This is a genomic window from Dethiosulfovibrio salsuginis (assembly GCF_900177735.1).
Taxonomy (GTDB): domain Bacteria; phylum Synergistota; class Synergistia; order Synergistales; family Dethiosulfovibrionaceae; genus Dethiosulfovibrio; species Dethiosulfovibrio salsuginis.
In genome coordinates this window covers 270,120-284,357 of the sequence record NZ_FXBB01000001.1, presented here as the reverse complement: position 1 = coordinate 284,357, position 14,238 = coordinate 270,120, and the positions used below count along the sequence as shown (strand labels likewise).

General features: G+C 58.0%; 12 protein-coding genes. 4 read left to right on the top strand and 8 right to left on the bottom strand.

The window, feature by feature from the left end:
• From purH to purC, 8 genes are read right to left on the bottom strand one after another with little or no spacing between them, the layout of a single operon-like run.
• Entirely contained in the window at nt 1-1,530 is a 1,530-nt protein-coding gene (purH, locus tag B9Y55_RS01470; RefSeq protein ID WP_085543569.1) for a bifunctional phosphoribosylaminoimidazolecarboxamide formyltransferase/IMP cyclohydrolase, read from the bottom strand.
• Nucleotides 1,527-2,117, bottom strand: a complete 591-nt coding sequence (gene purN, locus B9Y55_RS01465; protein WP_085543568.1) for a phosphoribosylglycinamide formyltransferase — start codon at nt 2,115-2,117, stop codon at nt 1,527-1,529. The genes purH and purN overlap by 4 nt, the downstream gene beginning before the upstream one ends.
• Nucleotides 2,114-3,106, bottom strand: coding sequence for a phosphoribosylformylglycinamidine cyclo-ligase (purM, locus tag B9Y55_RS01460; protein WP_085543567.1), 993 nt, complete (start codon nt 3,104-3,106; stop codon nt 2,114-2,116). Before purM ends, purN begins: the two co-directional genes overlap by 4 nt.
• Nucleotides 3,087-4,460, bottom strand: a complete 1,374-nt coding sequence (purF, locus tag B9Y55_RS01455; RefSeq protein ID WP_085543566.1) for an amidophosphoribosyltransferase — start codon at nt 4,458-4,460, stop codon at nt 3,087-3,089. Before purF ends, purM begins: the two co-directional genes overlap by 20 nt.
• Nucleotides 4,460-6,601 carry a phosphoribosylformylglycinamidine synthase subunit PurL gene (purL, locus tag B9Y55_RS01450; RefSeq protein WP_085543565.1) on the bottom strand — a complete coding sequence of 714 codons (2,142 nt, stop codon included), beginning with the start codon at nt 6,599-6,601 and terminating at the stop codon, nt 4,460-4,462. Before purL ends, purF begins: the two co-directional genes overlap by 1 nt.
• Nucleotide 6,602: 1 nt before the next feature.
• Nucleotides 6,603-7,283 (bottom strand): phosphoribosylformylglycinamidine synthase subunit PurQ, encoded by a 681-nt coding sequence (gene purQ / locus B9Y55_RS01445; protein ID WP_085543564.1) that lies wholly within the window; start codon nt 7,281-7,283, stop codon nt 6,603-6,605.
• The gene (gene purS / locus B9Y55_RS01440) at nt 7,280-7,531 is read right to left on the bottom strand and encodes a phosphoribosylformylglycinamidine synthase subunit PurS (RefSeq protein ID WP_085543563.1); all 252 of its coding nucleotides are present in this window, start codon (nt 7,529-7,531) and stop codon (nt 7,280-7,282) included. The genes purQ and purS overlap by 4 nt, the downstream gene beginning before the upstream one ends.
• A 2-nt stretch (nt 7,532-7,533) precedes the next feature.
• A complete protein-coding gene (purC, locus tag B9Y55_RS01435; RefSeq protein WP_085543562.1) occupies nt 7,534-8,250 on the bottom strand; it encodes a phosphoribosylaminoimidazolesuccinocarboxamide synthase in 717 nt (238 codons plus the stop codon).
• Between the two features lie 173 nt (nt 8,251-8,423).
• On the opposite strand from purC, the gene lepA reads away from it, so the two are divergent.
• The 4 genes from lepA to murB are packed head-to-tail and all read left to right on the top strand — an operon-like array spanning nt 8,424 to nt 14,165.
• On the top strand, nt 8,424-10,232 hold the full coding sequence (gene lepA, locus B9Y55_RS01430; protein ID WP_085543561.1) for a translation elongation factor 4: 1,809 nt from the start codon (nt 8,424-8,426) through the stop codon (nt 10,230-10,232).
• A 1-nt stretch (nt 10,233) separates the two neighbouring features.
• Complete coding sequence (gene hemW / locus B9Y55_RS01425; RefSeq protein ID WP_159448184.1) at nt 10,234-11,406, top strand: radical SAM family heme chaperone HemW; 1,173 nt, start codon at nt 10,234-10,236, stop codon at nt 11,404-11,406.
• Complete coding sequence (locus tag B9Y55_RS01420; RefSeq protein WP_085543559.1) at nt 11,396-13,282, top strand: YgiQ family radical SAM protein; 1,887 nt, start codon at nt 11,396-11,398, stop codon at nt 13,280-13,282. The genes hemW and B9Y55_RS01420 overlap by 11 nt, the downstream gene beginning before the upstream one ends.
• Nucleotides 13,218-14,165: a UDP-N-acetylmuramate dehydrogenase gene (murB, locus tag B9Y55_RS01415; RefSeq protein WP_085543558.1), complete on the top strand. Its 948-nt coding sequence runs from the start codon at nt 13,218-13,220 to the stop codon at nt 14,163-14,165. The genes B9Y55_RS01420 and murB overlap by 65 nt, the downstream gene beginning before the upstream one ends.
• Nucleotides 14,166-14,238: the final 73 nt, after the last annotated feature.

Sequence of the window (14,238 nt, the reverse complement as noted above, 5' to 3'; positions counted from 1 at the left end):
TCAGTGCCTGAAGGTCCGCCAGTGGCTCAGGAACATGGGTATCCCAAGCTCCAGGGCCTTGGTCTTGACCTCGTCGTCTTTGACGGAGCCGCCGGGCTGGATCACCGCCGCTATTCCGGCCTGGGCGGCCCTTTCCAGTCCGTCGGAGAAGGGGAAGAATGCGTCTGAGGCCATGACCGCTCCTTTTGCCTTTTCCCCCGCCTGGGCGGTCCCGAAGTCGACGGCGAAGAGCCTGCTGCAAAATCCCATCCCTATGCCCACGGTGGCACCGTCTTTGACTACCGCTATGGCGTTGCTCTTGGAGAGATAGGCGGCTTTCCACGCCAGGACCAGGTCGTCCCACAGGTCGGGCCTGGGCTGACCTATCCACTCTCCCGAGCCCTCCGTCGGCAGAGGGGCCGGTTTATCCTCCTGGATTAGTATGCCGCCCCAGGTTGAGGTTATCTGCCAGGGGGAGAGCCTTCCTCCGTTCCACTTTATCATCCTGAGGGAGGGCCGTTTTTCCCTTAGGTGCTCCAGAGCTTCGGCCTGAAAGTCCGGTGCGGTAACTATCTCTGTGAAGTGGGAGCCTATCTCCTGGGCTGTCTCCAGGTCCACCGTCCTGGTGAGACCTATCACCCCTCCGTAGGCCGAGAGGGGGTCGCACTCCAGGGCCTTTTTGTAGGCCGCCGATAGGGAGGATCCCTGGGCCATGCCGCAGGGGGTGGTGTGTTTCAGGACGACCGCTCCTGTCTCCTGCTGCATGAGGGCCATTCCCCTCATGGCTCCGTCCAGGTCCAGGAGGTTGTTGTAGGACAGGGGCTTTCCCGCCAGTTGCTCCCAGGGCAGGTCCGACAGAGGCAGGGAGTAGACCCCGGCGGCCTGGTGGGGGTTCTCGCCATACCTGAGGGGCTGGGCCTGCTCCAGGTTCAGAGGCATCCTGATCGGAGGTTCTTTTTCTTCCGATATGCCGAGCTCCGACGAGAGCCCCGAGTGGATCGTCCCGTCGTATCGGGAGGTCAGGGCGAAGGCCTTGAGGGCCAGGGCCTGTCTGGTCTCCAGGGACACGTCGCCATCGGAGGCCAGCTCCTCAAGCACTGCGCCGTAGTCCTCTACGTCGGTTATCACCGTGACGTGGCGGTAGTTTTTTGCCGAGGCCCTCAGGAGGGTCACTCCGCCTATGTCTATTTTCTCTATGAGGTCGTCGAGGGAGGCGCCGGAACGGACGGTCTCCTCGAAGGGGTAGAGGGTGCATACCACCATGTCGATGGCCTGTATTTTGTGTTTTTCCAGGTCTTCCATGTCCGATGGAAGCTCCCGCCGGGCCAGTATTCCCCCTGCTACCGAGGGATGGAGGGTCTTGACCCTGCCTCCCAGTATGTGGGGGTATCCCGTCAGGTCGGCGACCTCAACCACGGCTACGCCGTTGGAGGCCAGGGTTTTGGCGGTGCCGGAGCTGGAGACTATCTCCCATCCCATCTGGGAGAGTTTTTGAGCCAGTTCCACAACGCCGGTCTTGTCGTACACCGATATAAGAGCCCTTTTGGTCATTTCGATCCTTCCTTTCTTCCCTTAAGTTCCCCTGAAAAAAGCGATCTCAGGGTTCGCCAGTAGAGTCTGTGTTCCGCCCTGTGTATCCTTCTCTCCAGTGATTCTAGGTCGTCGTCCTGCTTTATCCTGACCGGCAGTTGGGCCAGTATCTCGCCGTGATCCACCAGGTGGTCCACAAGGTGGACGGTGACCCCTGTCACCTTGACCCCGAAGTCCCATGCGTCCTCTATTCCGTGGGCGCCGGGAAAGGAGGGCAGCAGGGCTGGGTGGATGTTCACTATTCTGCCCTGGTGCCGCAGGACCAGCTCTTCCGAAAGTATCCTCATAAAGCCAGCCAGGACCAGCCAGTTTACGTCGTGGCGGTCCATGAGGTTCTGAAGCGCCGCCTCCCCTTTGGCTTTTCCGTCGCCGTAGGGCAGTACTTCCGTCGGTATGGCTCTGGATTTTGCCTTCTCAAGGCCCTTAGCGTCGGGCCTGTCGGACGCCACAAAGGCCACCTGAGCTTCCAGGTGGCCCGACTGAATCCGGTCCAGGATGGCGTCCATATTGCTCCCTCTGCCGGAGATCAGTATGGCTATCCTGTTCATACGACCGAGCCGATTACCACAGGGGTCTCGCCGGAGTCGGTGAGGGATTTCATGAGCCTGGGGACGTCCCCCTCCTCGGCGGTCATGACGAACCCTATGCCAAGGTTGAAGACCTTTCTCATCTCCGATTCGTCGATGCCTCTGGCCGCCATGTAGGGGAAGATCGCCGGTCTGGTCCAGGAGGAGTAGTCTATGTTGGGCTCCATGCCCTCGGGAAGGGATCGGGCTATGTTCTCCTCCAGGCCCCCTCCTGTGATGTGGGCCATGGACTTTATGGCTCCGGTCTTTATGGCCCTCATTATTGGCCTGGGATACAGCCTGGTGGGCTTCAGAACCGCCTCAGCCAAGGTCTCCCCAAGCTCCGGGACGAAGGAGTGGAGGTCCTGGGCGAGCTCTTTTTCCAGGGCCTTTCTCACTAAGGAATAGCCGTTGCTGTGGATGCCAGAGCTGTGCAGGCCTATCAGCAGGTCTCCTCTGTTGACCGACGATCCGTCGATGAGGTCCGATCTGTCGACGATCCCGACGGCGAATCCCGCCAGGTCGAAGCCCTCGGTGGGGTAGACGTCGGGCATCTCGGCGGTCTCCCCGCCAAGCAGGACGCAGTCCGAGTCGGCACAGCCGTCGATGATTCCCTCGACCACCGGTATGAGCCTCTGGGAGTCGAGCTTTCCGCAGGCAAGGTAGTCCAGAAAGAGCAGTGGTTTAGCTCCGCAGGTTATGAGGTCGTTGACGCTCATGGCGACCAGATCCTGTCCCAGTCCCTTGAGGGATCCGGCGGCTCTGGCTATCTCAAGCTTTGTTCCCACTCCGTCGCAGCAGGCGGCCAGAAGTCGGCCTCCTCCTATGTCGTAGAGGCCGCTGAAGCCCCCTATCCCCCCTACGACCTCCGGAGATTTGGGCCTACGGGACAGGAGCTTCCCTATCTGGCTGACCCAGCGGTTGCCGCCCTCTATGGTTACCCCTGATTCCTCATATGTCCAGTTCTTCATGTCGTTCTCCGTCCTCCATGTAGTTTCCGCTGAAACAGGCGGTGCATACCTCCCACTCCGGAAGGCCTATGGCCTGGATCAGGTCGTCTCCTGTGAGATAGCCAAGCGATGTGGCCCCTATTTCGGCGCAGAGGGCCGTCTCGTTGGCCCTGGCGGCGGCTAGTTCCTCCCTGGTGGGGGTGTCTATGCCGTAGTAGCAGGGGAACTTCACCGGAGGGGAGGATATCCTCATATGGACCTCCGAGGCGCCGTATTCCCTAAGGAGCTCCACCATCCTCCTGGAGGTGGTCCCCCTGACGATGGAGTCGTCCACCACGGTGAGGCTCTTTCCCCTTATGAGCTCCCTTATGGGGTTGAGCTTCTTCCTGACCCCCAGCTCCCTGACCCTCTGGGTGGGCTCTATGAAGGTTCGGCCTGAGTAGCGGTTTCTGACTATGGCCTTTTCGTAGGGTATCCCCGATTCTTCGGCGTATCCCATGGCGGCCACTGTGCCGCTGTCTGGCATACAGGTGACGCAGTCTCCGTTGCAGGGGGCCCCTTTGGCCAACATCTTGCCCAGGTTCTTCCTTACCTCGTAGACCGATCTGCCCGATATTAGGCTGTCGGGTCTGGCGAAGTAGACGAACTCGAAGGAGCAGAGGTACTTTCTCCTGGGCTCCACGGGGATCCTGAGGGATCTAACCCCTTCGTCGTCTATGACCAGTATCTCCCCTGGCTCCAGTTCCCTTATCATGTCCGCTCCCACCAGGTCCAGGGCGCAGCTTTCGGAGGATATGTAGTAGACGTCATCCCTTTTGCCCAGAGCCAAGGGCCTGAATCCCCATGGGTCCCTGGCCGCCACAAGCCGGTCTTTCAGGGCAACCGCCAGGGAGAAGGCTCCTTTGAGCTTTCTGAGGGAGTCCACCAGGGCGTCCAGCTCGGTCTTGTGGGGCTGGTGGGCCATGAGGTGGAGGATGACCTCGGTGTCGGTGGTGGACTGGAATATGGCTCCACGGTTCTCCAGGTATCTCCTTACCCCCGATGCGTTGGAGATGTTTCCGTTGTGGGCTATGGCCACAGGGCCTCTACAGTAGTTGGCCGCTAAGGGCTGTACGTTGGCCAGCCCCGACCCTCCGGCGGTGGAGTATCGGACGTGGCCGATGGCGGAGCTGGCGTCTATGGTCGCCAGCTCCGCTTGGTTGAGGGCTAAGTGGACCAGGCCCTGTCCTTTTATGGTCCTGATCTGGTCCGATTTATCTATCCAGGCCACACCCGCCGACTCCTGACCTCGGTGCTGAAGGGCGTAAAGCCCTAGGTACACCTCTTCGAGGACCGGATTACCGGCGGTTGAGAACGCTCCGAACACTCCGCACATCAGATTCCCCAGCTTTCTGCTATGGATTTTACCGTCAGGTCCAGGACGGACTTTATGGATAGCCTGTCGCCTTTGACCGTCCCTATCTCCTTGGCCCTGTCTCCCCATATGGCGGTGAATCGTTCCACCTTGTTGGCTGGGACTGCGTAGATGGCTCTGGGGCCTCCCTCTCCGAAGAGGGAGACGTCTTGCCTGTCCATGGATATCTCTATCTCCGCTCCCAGGCCGCTCTCGGCGGCCTCTTTGGCCAGGGCGACCGCCAGGCCGCCTCCCGCTATGGCCCTTCCTGAGGAGGGGATCGACTCTTTAGCGGTGGCGAGGGCTTTGTCCATGAAGTCCGCCTCTTCTTTAGGGGCGAATCCAAGGGGTTTTCCTGCTATGAGGTTTTTGGCCTTCATGAGGTAGGAGCTTCCCGCCAGGCTCGGCTCACCGTAGCTGACGTAGAATATCCTGTCCCCCTCGGCCCAGCTGCCCGAGCGGACCATACGGGAGGGGCACTCTATGAATCCCACAGTCCCCACCAGAGGGGAAGGGAATATGGCCCCTTCGGAGGTTTCGTTGTAGAGGCTGACGTTTCCCGACACCACAGGGCAGTTCAGGGCGGTGCAGCCATCGGCCAGTCCTGCCACCGAACGGCTGAGGGTCCAGAACTGCTCGGGCTTTTCGGGAGAGGGGAAGTTGAGGCAGTCTGTGGCACCTGCGACCTCCGCACCGGCCACCGCCAGGGGCCTACAGCTTCTTGCCACTATCTCCGCCGAGCCGTTGTAGGGGTCTAGCCAGCAGAGGTAAGGCTGTGACTCCATGGTCATTGCCGCCAGCCGGTTTGTTCCCTCTATCCTTATGACGCTGACCGGCGATCCCGGTCCCACCACTGTGTTGGTCTGGACCATAGAGTCGTACTGCTGGTATATGGCCTTTCTGGACCGGTGGGCGGTGGAGGACATCATGGAGAGCAACGTCTCGTTCCAGTCTTTCGGCATGTCCAGGTCGTTTAGGTCGAGGGCCTGGCGATTCTCCAGGTCCGACGGGACTTTGGAGGCCCAGGGGATCTCCGGGCAGTCGCTGCCTATGACCGACGCTGGCATGTCGGCCACGGTCTCCCCTTTCCAGGTGATCCTGTAGCGGTCTCCTGGCTCTGTGTGGCCTATTACGGCGCAGTCCAGCTCCCACTTGTCCGCCACGTCCATGACCGACTGGACCTTCTCCGGCTCGACTATAAGGAGCATTCTCTCCTGGGATTCGGACAGAGCTATCTCCCAGGGCTCCATTCCCTCCGCCCTAAGAGGTATTGCGTCGAAGTCGATGGTCATCGCCACGCCGCTCTTTGCGGCTATCTCGCTGGATGATGAGAGTATCCCAGCCGCTCCCATGTCCTGCATGCTGACCAGAAGGCCTTTGTCCCTGAGCTCCAAGCAGGCCTCTATGAGGAGCTTCTCGGCGAAGGGGTCGCCTATCTGGACCGAGGGCATACCCGATCCGTCCTCCGCCAGCTCGGTGGATGCGAAGGCCGCTCCCGCTATGCCGTCTCTGCCGGTTTTAGATCCCAGTATAAGGACCTCCTGGCCTGCCTTGGCGGTCTGGGAGCTGACTATGCTGTCTATGGGGACCACTCCGGCGCAGAAGGCGTTCACCAGAGGGTTGTCCCTGTAGATGGGGTGGTAGAAGGTGGTCCCTCCTACGGTGGGGACTCCGACGCAGTTGCCGTATCCCCCTATGCCCTTGACCACGCCGTCGGAGAGGGCCTGGCTCTTTCTGTCCTCCGGGTCGCCGAAGAACAGGCCGTCCATGGAGGCGACGGGCCTGGCTCCCAGGGCCATTATGTCCCTGATTATGCCTCCGACACCTGTGGCCGCTCCCTGATATGGTGCTATGGCGGAGGGGTGGTTGTGGCTTTCGACTTTGAACGCCAGCCCCAGTCCGTCTCCGGCGTCGACGACTCCGGCGTTCTCCCCTGGGCCTAGGACGACCTTTTTGCCCTCTTTAGGGAAGGTCCTGAGGAGGGCTTTTGTGGATTTATAGCTACAGTGCTCCGACCACATGACCCCCATTATCTGGAGCTCCAGGTCGTTGGGCTCCCTGCCAAGCCTCTCTCTCAGGGCCTCGTATTCCTCTTTCCGAAGTCCCGCTTTGGAGTAGTCCATATCAAGCACCGGTCCTTTCGATCCATTTTTTAAGGGAGGTCCATACAGGGGCTCCGTGGTCTCCCCCTAAGAGGCCGTCGGAGTACCTTTCGGGGTGGGGCATCAGGCCAAGGACGTTACCGCCTTCGTTCACTATTCCCGCTATGTCGTTAAGGGCTCCGTTGGGGTTCTCGCCGGAGTAGCGAAATACCACCTGTCCCTTTTCCTCCAACAGCTTCAGTTCCTGCTCCGGAAGGTGGTATCTTCCCTCGTGGTGGGCTATGGGGATCGATATTACCTGTCCCTTGGAGTAGTCCCCTGTGAAGGCGGTGTCGGTCCTCTCGACCTTCAGCTGCACCACCTTGCAGATGAAGTCCAGGTCTCGGTTAGCCAGAAGGGCCCCAGGGAGCATTCTGGCCTCGGTGAGGATCTGAAAGCCGTTGCATATGCCCATAACCAGGCCGCCCCGGTCGGAGTGACGACGGACGTCGGTCATTATGGGCGCCGTGTGGGCCATGGCTCCGCATCGCAGGTAGTCTCCGTAGGAAAATCCCCCCGGCAGGACCACCAGGTCGGTGCCCTCGGGAAGGGATCGGTCACAGTGCCACAGGAGCTCTGGGGTGTCCCCTGTCACGTGCTTGACCGCCTTGACTACGTCACGATCGCAGTTGCTTCCGGGGAAGACCACCACGGCGACTTTCATCTCGATTCCTCCAGCTTTACCGAATATTCCTCTATGATGGCGTTGACCAGAAGGTCTTTGCACATGCTGTGGACCGTCTTTTCCGCCGATGGTAGGTCGGGACTGTCAAGTTCGAGCAATATGTACTTTCCGACCCTGACCGATGGTTCGTCGTAGCCGAGCCTTTTGAGGGAGCCAGCCACGGCCTTGCCCTGGGTATCCAGAACCTCTTCTTTGAGCTGTACCAGTACCTCCGCTTTGTACTTCACCGTTATTCCCCTCTCTCCGAAAGTCTGCGCCAGATCTCCCTGTACGCCCCGAGAACGTCTCCCATGTCCTTCCTGAAACGGTCTTTGTCCAGGCTCTTGCCGGTTCCCTTCTCCCAGTAGCGGCAGGTGTCCGGTGAGACCTCGTCGGCCAGGATTATTTTTCCGTCGCTGTCTTTGCCGAACTCCAGCTTGAAGTCAACAAGGTCTATGTCTATGGAGTCGAAGAGCTCTATGAGGGCGTCGTTGACCTTGAGGGTTATCTCCTTCATGGTCTTCAGGTCCTCCTCGGTGGCCCAGCCGAATAGGAGGGCGTGGTCCTCAAGCACCAGGGGATCGTCAAGCTCGTCTTCCTTATAATAGAACTCTATGAGCGGTCTGGAAAGCTTCATTCCCTGCTCGAGGCCGAGCCTCTTGCATATGGACCCGGCTGTGACGTTTCTGAGGACTACCTCAAGGGGAACTATCGTCACAGGCTTTACGGTCTGGCAGTTATCGTTGATTTTCTCTATAAAGTGGCTCTCTATGCCTTTTTTCGAAAGGTATTTGAATATCCAGGAGCTGATTAGGTTGTTGAGCTCTCCCTTGCCCTCCATCTCCGCCTTTTTCTTGGCGTTGAAGGCGGTTAAGGAGTTTTTGTACTCCAGGTACAGGACCTCAGGGTCGTCGGTGCTGTAGAGCCTCTTTGCCTTTCCTTCGTAGAGCATTTCTCTGATCTCCATGGTGGCACCTCCTGAAAGATATGCTTACATTATTTATCAAGTGCTCTTAAATGTCAACCTTTCTGGTCGATGCGATTTTTCTCCAGGTCTGGTATGATATCGGTGGAGTTTTCCCTGATTTCTCCTAGCCCGCCTTGAAGGCGAGGCTTCAGTTTGAGAGGTGTATGTCTTTAATGGACCCTAAGAGAATAAGAAATTTTTCCATCATAGCCCACATCGACCACGGCAAGTCCACTATCGCCGACAGGATGCTGGAGGTCACCGGGACTATAGACAAGAGAGTCATGAAGGAGCAGGTTCTGGACAATCTGGAGCTTGAGAGGGAGAGAGGTATCACCATAAAGTCGGTTCCCGTGCGGATGGATTACACCGCCCCCGACGGCGAGCGGTACGTCCTTAACCTGATCGATACCCCTGGTCACGTGGACTTCGGCTACGAGGTGTCCCGCTCCCTGGCGGCCTGCGAAGGGGCCCTGCTGGTGGTCGACGCAGCTCAAGGTGTGGAGGCTCAGACGCTAGCCAACGCCTATAAGGCCATAGATCTGGACCTGGAGATAGTTCCGGTGCTTAACAAGATAGACTTGCCCTCCGCCAGGCCCGACGAGATCCGAAAGGAAATCGAGGACGTTGTAGGTCTGGACGCTTCAAACGCCGTCTTGGCCAGCGCGAAAAACGGCATAGGCATAGACGAGGCATTGGCCCAGCTGGTGGCCTTGGTTCCCCCTCCTACCGGCGAGGCGGAAGGACCTCTCAGGGCCCTGGTCTTCGATTCGGTCTACGATAACTACCGAGGCATCATCTGCTATATAAGGGTCGTCGACGGCGAGATAAAGGCGGGAGACTCGGTCCTCTTTATGGCCACCGGCAGGCGGTACACCGTGGAGGAGGTCGGGGCCTTTAAGCCTAAGCTCACCCCTATGGAGTCCCTCGGGGTCGGTGAGGTGGGCTATATCACCGCCAGCATAAAGACTCTCGACGAGGCTCGGGTAGGGGATACCCTCACTTTAAACGATAGACCGGCGAAGACCCCCCTTCCAGGATATCAGATGGTAAAGCCGGTGGTCTACTGCGGTTTTTACCCTGTCGACAGGGAGGAGTACCCTCAGCTCAGGGACGCTCTTGAGAAGCTAAAGCTCAACGACGCCTCTTTGGAGTTCGAGCCTGAAAACTCCACCGCCTTAGGCTTTGGGTTCCGTTGCGGTTTTCTTGGGCTTCTCCATATGGACATCACCAGGGAGAGGCTTCAGAGGGAGTTCGACGTCCAGTTGGTCGCCACCGCCCCTAACGTTGTCTACCGTATCGTGACCAAAAAAGGCAAGGAAATCGAGGCCCATCGTCCTTCCGACTACCCTGAGGTCGGGGACGTCGATAGTGTGTCGGAGCCCTATATAAGGCTGACGGTGTACGTTCCTTCCGATTACGTGGGCAAGGTCATGCAGCTCTCCCAGGAAAAGAGAGGGGTCTTTGTCTCCATGGACTACCTAACCCCCGAAAGGGCCAGGGCTGTCTACGATATCCCTCTGGCGGAGTTCATAGTGGACTACTACGACAGGCTTCAATCGGTCTCTCGGGGCTACGCCTCTCTGGACTACGAGCCGGTGGGATTCAGGGAGAGCGATCTGGTCAAGGTGGACGTCCTCATAAACCACGACCCTGTGGACGCCTTTTCCTTCATATGCCACCAGGACGACGCCTATCACCGAGGTCACAGCGCGGTCAAAAAGCTAAAAGACCTGATTCCCAGACAGATGTTCGAGGTCCCCATTCAGGCATCGGTGGGCAAAAAGGTTATAGTCAGGTCAAACGTCAAGGCCCTGAGAAAAGACGTTCTGGCCAAGTGTTACGGAGGGGACATAACCAGAAAGAGGAAGCTCCTGGAGAAGCAGAAGAAAGGCAAGGACAAGATGAAGATGATCGGTAAGGTCTCCATTCCTCCCGATGCCTTTATGTCTTTCCTCGATATGGATGAAGACAAGAGCTGAAATGGTTTCTATTCCAGATGACGTATCCTTCAGAGAGGGGCTTTCCAGGCCCCTCTCTGTCTATATTCACGTGCCCTTCTGCCGGTCCAAGTGTCCTTACTGTGCCTTCAACAGCTCCGTCCCTTCGGGAGATCAGGTCGAGTTATATCTTTCCTCTTTGTCCAGAGAGTCGGAGCTCTGGCGTTCTTTCACAGGGAAAAAGCCGTCCGTCAGGACTATCTACGTCGGCGGGGGGACTCCGTCGGTGCTGTCGGTCGGCCAGTGGGAGACCCTTTTTGAGCTGATATCCCGGAGTTTCGACCTAGGCGATCTTGAGGAGTTCTCCGTCGAGGCGAACCCCGAAAGCCTGACCTGCGACCATCTGGCCCTGTGGAGGGATAGAGGTGTCACCAGGGTGAGCGTTGGGGTCCAGAGCCTGGACGACGGCGAGCTTAAGTGGCTCGGTCGACTTCACGGCGTGGAGAGAGCTATATGGGCGGTTCAGTCCTGTTTGGCCGCTGGCTTCGAGGTCAGTGCCGATCTGATGTTCGGCCTAGCGGGCCAGTCGGTCAGGAAGTGGCACAGGAGCCTGTCGGCTTTGGTCGACCTTGGGCCCCACCACCTGTCCCTTTATCAGCTGACCATAGAGCCCCAGTCCTTCTGGGGTAAGGTTCCTCCAACCCAGGCGCTCGACGGATACGGCCACTACCGCTGGGCACAGTGGTATCTGCCTAGAAAGGGATATCTCCAGTACGAGATAGCCAGCTTCGCCAAGGAGGGGCGGTGGAGCAGGCACAACATGGCCTATTGGACCGGCGGAGAGGTCCTCGGCCTGGGGCCCGGTGCCTGGGGATATCTAGGCGGCCTCAGGTACGAGAATCACAGGGATCTTGGGGATTACTCCCAGGCTCTGAACGATTCGGTGGCTCTGGATTACACCGAGAGAGTTCAGGGGGCCGCAAAGGGGTCGGAGAGGGCTATACTGGCCCTTCGGACCTCCTTTGGCCTGGACCTTGACCGGTTCGCCGAGGATTTTGGCCAGGATCTGTACCGCAGGCTTGAGGGCTGTTTAGCCGGTTTTCCGTCCTCCTGTATCGAGAGGAATGGCCCGGTTGTCAGGCTCACCCCAAAGGGCATGAGAATAGCTAACGCCCTTTGGGAGGCCCTTTTATGGGGGGATGAAGATGAGCGATAGTGGGCGGTTTTTGCCCGTGAGTCGACGGGATATGGACCTAAGAGGCTGGTCGGAGCTGGACTTTCTCTACATCAGCGGCGACGGCTACGTGGATCACCCTAGCTTTGGCCCGGCGGTGATCTGCCGTTGCCTTGAGTCCTGGGGCTTTAAGGTTGGCATAGCGGCCCAGCCCGATTGGCGCACCAGGGAGGATTTTCTCTCCATGGGCCGTCCAAGGTTAGGGGCTCTGGTGTCGGCGGGGAACATGGATTCTATGCTGAACAAACTGACCGCCGCCAGGAACAAAAGGCGGACCGACGCCTACTCTCCCGGAGGAGAGGTGGGTCACAGGCCCGACAGGGCGACTATAGTCTACTGCAATATAGTGAGAGAGTTATGGGGTGACATACCTCTCGTCATAGGCGGTATAGAGGCCAGCCTTCGTAGGATGGCCCACTACGATTATTGGTCCGACAAGGTCCGTAGATCTATTTTGATCGACAGCAGGGCGGACCTGCTGATCTACGGCATGGGGGAGAGGCAGATCAAGGAGATAGCCGAGAGGCTTAGAGACGGAGAGGACGTCTCCAGTCTCACCGGGATAAGAGGTACCTGTCACAGGGCCTCCGATTGTCCTGAAGGCTCGGTAGTGGTTCCCTCCTTCGACGAGGTGGTCCGGGACAAAAGGGCCTTCGCCAGGGCCTTTGACCTGTGGGACAGGGAGCAGGACCCTATCAGAGGAAAGACGGTCTGTCAGCCCCACGGGGATAAGGTGGTGGTCCAGAACCCTCCCGCTCTGCCACTGTCCACCGATGAGATGGACCACGTCTACGACCTTCCCTACGCCAGAGAGCCCCATCCTATGTACGACGATGCCGGAGGGATTCCTGCCATAGAGGAGGTCCGGTTCAGCATAGTGAGCCATAGAGGCTGTTTCGGCGACTGTTCCTTCTGCGCTATCGTGGCCCATCAGGGCAGGATAATCCAGGCAAGAAGCCATAGGTCGATCCTGGAGGAGGCCAAAAAACTGACCGAGATGGCCTCTTTCAAGGGATATATCCACGATGTAGGAGGCCCTACGGCCAACTTTCGCCATCCCTCCTGTAAAAAACAGCTCTCTCAGGGGACCTGTGCCCATAGGTCCTGTCTGGCTCCAGAGCCCTGTCCCGGTCTCGACTGTGACCACTGGGACTATCTGGAGCTCCTCAGGAAGCTGAAGGGGTTGCCTAAGGTTAAGAAGGTGTTTATCCGGTCGGGTATCAGGTACGACTATATCCTGGCGGGCAAAAACAGGGAGTTTCTGGAGGAGCTCTGCCGGGACCACGTCAGCGGTATACTGAAAGTGGCCCCGGAGCACTGTTCTCCTTCGGTGCTGTCTCTGATGGGAAAGCCCTCTATAGAGGTCTTTTTGCGGTTTAAGGCCATTTTCGACAGGATCAACGCCAAAATCAACAGGAAGCAGTTTCTGATTCCCTACCTAATATCCAGCCATCCTGGGGCTACTTTGAAAGACGCTGTGGCCTTGGCGGAGTTACTGAGGGATTTAGGCCATGTGCCCGATCATGTCCAGGATTTTATACCGACCCCAGGGAGCCTTTCGACCTGTATGTATTACACCGAGATCGATCCCTCCACAGGGAGGGGCATATTCGTGGCTAAAACCGGCCACCAGAAGGCCCTTCAGAGGGCCCTTCTCCAGTACAACAGGCCGGAAAATCGAAAGCTTGTCCTGGAGGCTCTGAGAATGTGCGGCAGAGAGGATCTGATAGGTTTTGGAGAAAACTGTCTCGTTAGGCCCGAGAAGGGCTCTGTTCCAGTTAGGAGGGGTGGATTTGAGAAAAACGCTAAGTCGGCTTCTGGAGGCAAAGGTCCCCGTCGTAGAGGGAGAAAGCCTTAAAGATCACTGCACCTGGAGGATCGGTGGTCCGGCGGACCTTTTTATCGAGCCTCGTTCGGTGGAGGATATTAAGGCGGCGGTAGGCATCCTCAACGATTGCGAGGTTCCTTGGGTGGTGATAGGTCGAGGGTCGAATCTCCTTTTTGACGACCAAGGGATCAGAGGGGCGGTTATAAAGCTGGGAAGGTCCTTCTCCCAGGCCTCTTTCGACGGCGAAAAGGTTAGGGGCTACGCTGGGGTGTGGATTCCCTCTCTGGCTCGGAGATCGGCGTCTTTAGGGCTGTCGGGACTTGAGCATATGGTCGGTATCCCAGGTACTTTAGGTGGGGTGGTCGCCATGAACGGCGGTAGTTTGAGGCAGAATATAGGTCAGATCGTCGATTGGGTGACCTATATGAATAGAGATGGAGAGGTGGATCGACTGGAGGGCTCGGAGTGCGGGTTTTCTTACAGGACTTCCTGTTTTCAGGATACCTCCAAGATCGTCCTTGAGGCTCAGCTGTCCTTGATCCCCTCGGATGTCCAGTCGGTCAGAGAGGAAATGGTCCAGGTGCTTCGGGAGAGAAAGGCGAAGTTTCCCCTCTCTCAGCCTAACTGCGGTTCGGTCTTCAGCAACGATCCGTATATCCATAGGGAATGGGGACCTCCGGGGAAGGTTATAGAGATGTGCGGTCTTAAGGGCCTCAGGATAGGGGATGCCCAGGTCAGCCATAGACACGCTAATTTTACGGTAAACCTGGGCAACGCCACCTCCCAGGACGTACGAGCCTTGGTGAGGACGATCAGACACGTGGTTCACGATGTGACAGGATGTCATATACCCTGTGAGGTTCGATACGTGTCGCCCGATGGAGAGGTCACGGCGCTTCATAAATCTCTTTAGGCCGTGACCAGCGGTGATGGCGGGGAATAGACCTGTTTTCTGCCGCTTTTTCACCCTACCCCTTTATGAATTC

Excerpts from the sequence above, each read along its gene's own strand:
- purH (WP_085543569.1), bottom strand. The coding sequence starts at position 1,530 with ATGACCAAAAGGGCTCTTATATCGGTGTACGACAAGACCGGCGTTGTG.
- purN (WP_085543568.1), bottom strand. The coding sequence starts at position 2,117 with ATGAACAGGATAGCCATACTGATCTCCGGCAGAGGGAGCAATATGGAC.
- purM (WP_085543567.1), bottom strand. The coding sequence starts at position 3,106 with ATGAAGAACTGGACATATGAGGAATCAGGGGTAACCATAGAGGGCGGC.
- purF (WP_085543566.1), bottom strand. The coding sequence starts at position 4,460 with ATGTGCGGAGTGTTCGGAGCGTTCTCAACCGCCGGTAATCCGGTCCTC.
- purL (WP_085543565.1), bottom strand. The coding sequence starts at position 6,601 with ATGGACTACTCCAAAGCGGGACTTCGGAAAGAGGAATACGAGGCCCTG.
- purQ (WP_085543564.1), bottom strand. The coding sequence starts at position 7,283 with ATGAAAGTCGCCGTGGTGGTCTTCCCCGGAAGCAACTGCGATCGTGAC.
- purC (WP_085543562.1), bottom strand. The coding sequence starts at position 8,250 with ATGGAGATCAGAGAAATGCTCTACGAAGGAAAGGCAAAGAGGCTCTAC.
- lepA (WP_085543561.1), top strand. The coding sequence starts at position 8,424 with ATGGACCCTAAGAGAATAAGAAATTTTTCCATCATAGCCCACATCGAC.
- hemW (WP_159448184.1), top strand. The coding sequence starts at position 10,234 with ATGGTTTCTATTCCAGATGACGTATCCTTCAGAGAGGGGCTTTCCAGG.
- B9Y55_RS01420 (WP_085543559.1), top strand. The coding sequence starts at position 11,396 with ATGAGCGATAGTGGGCGGTTTTTGCCCGTGAGTCGACGGGATATGGAC.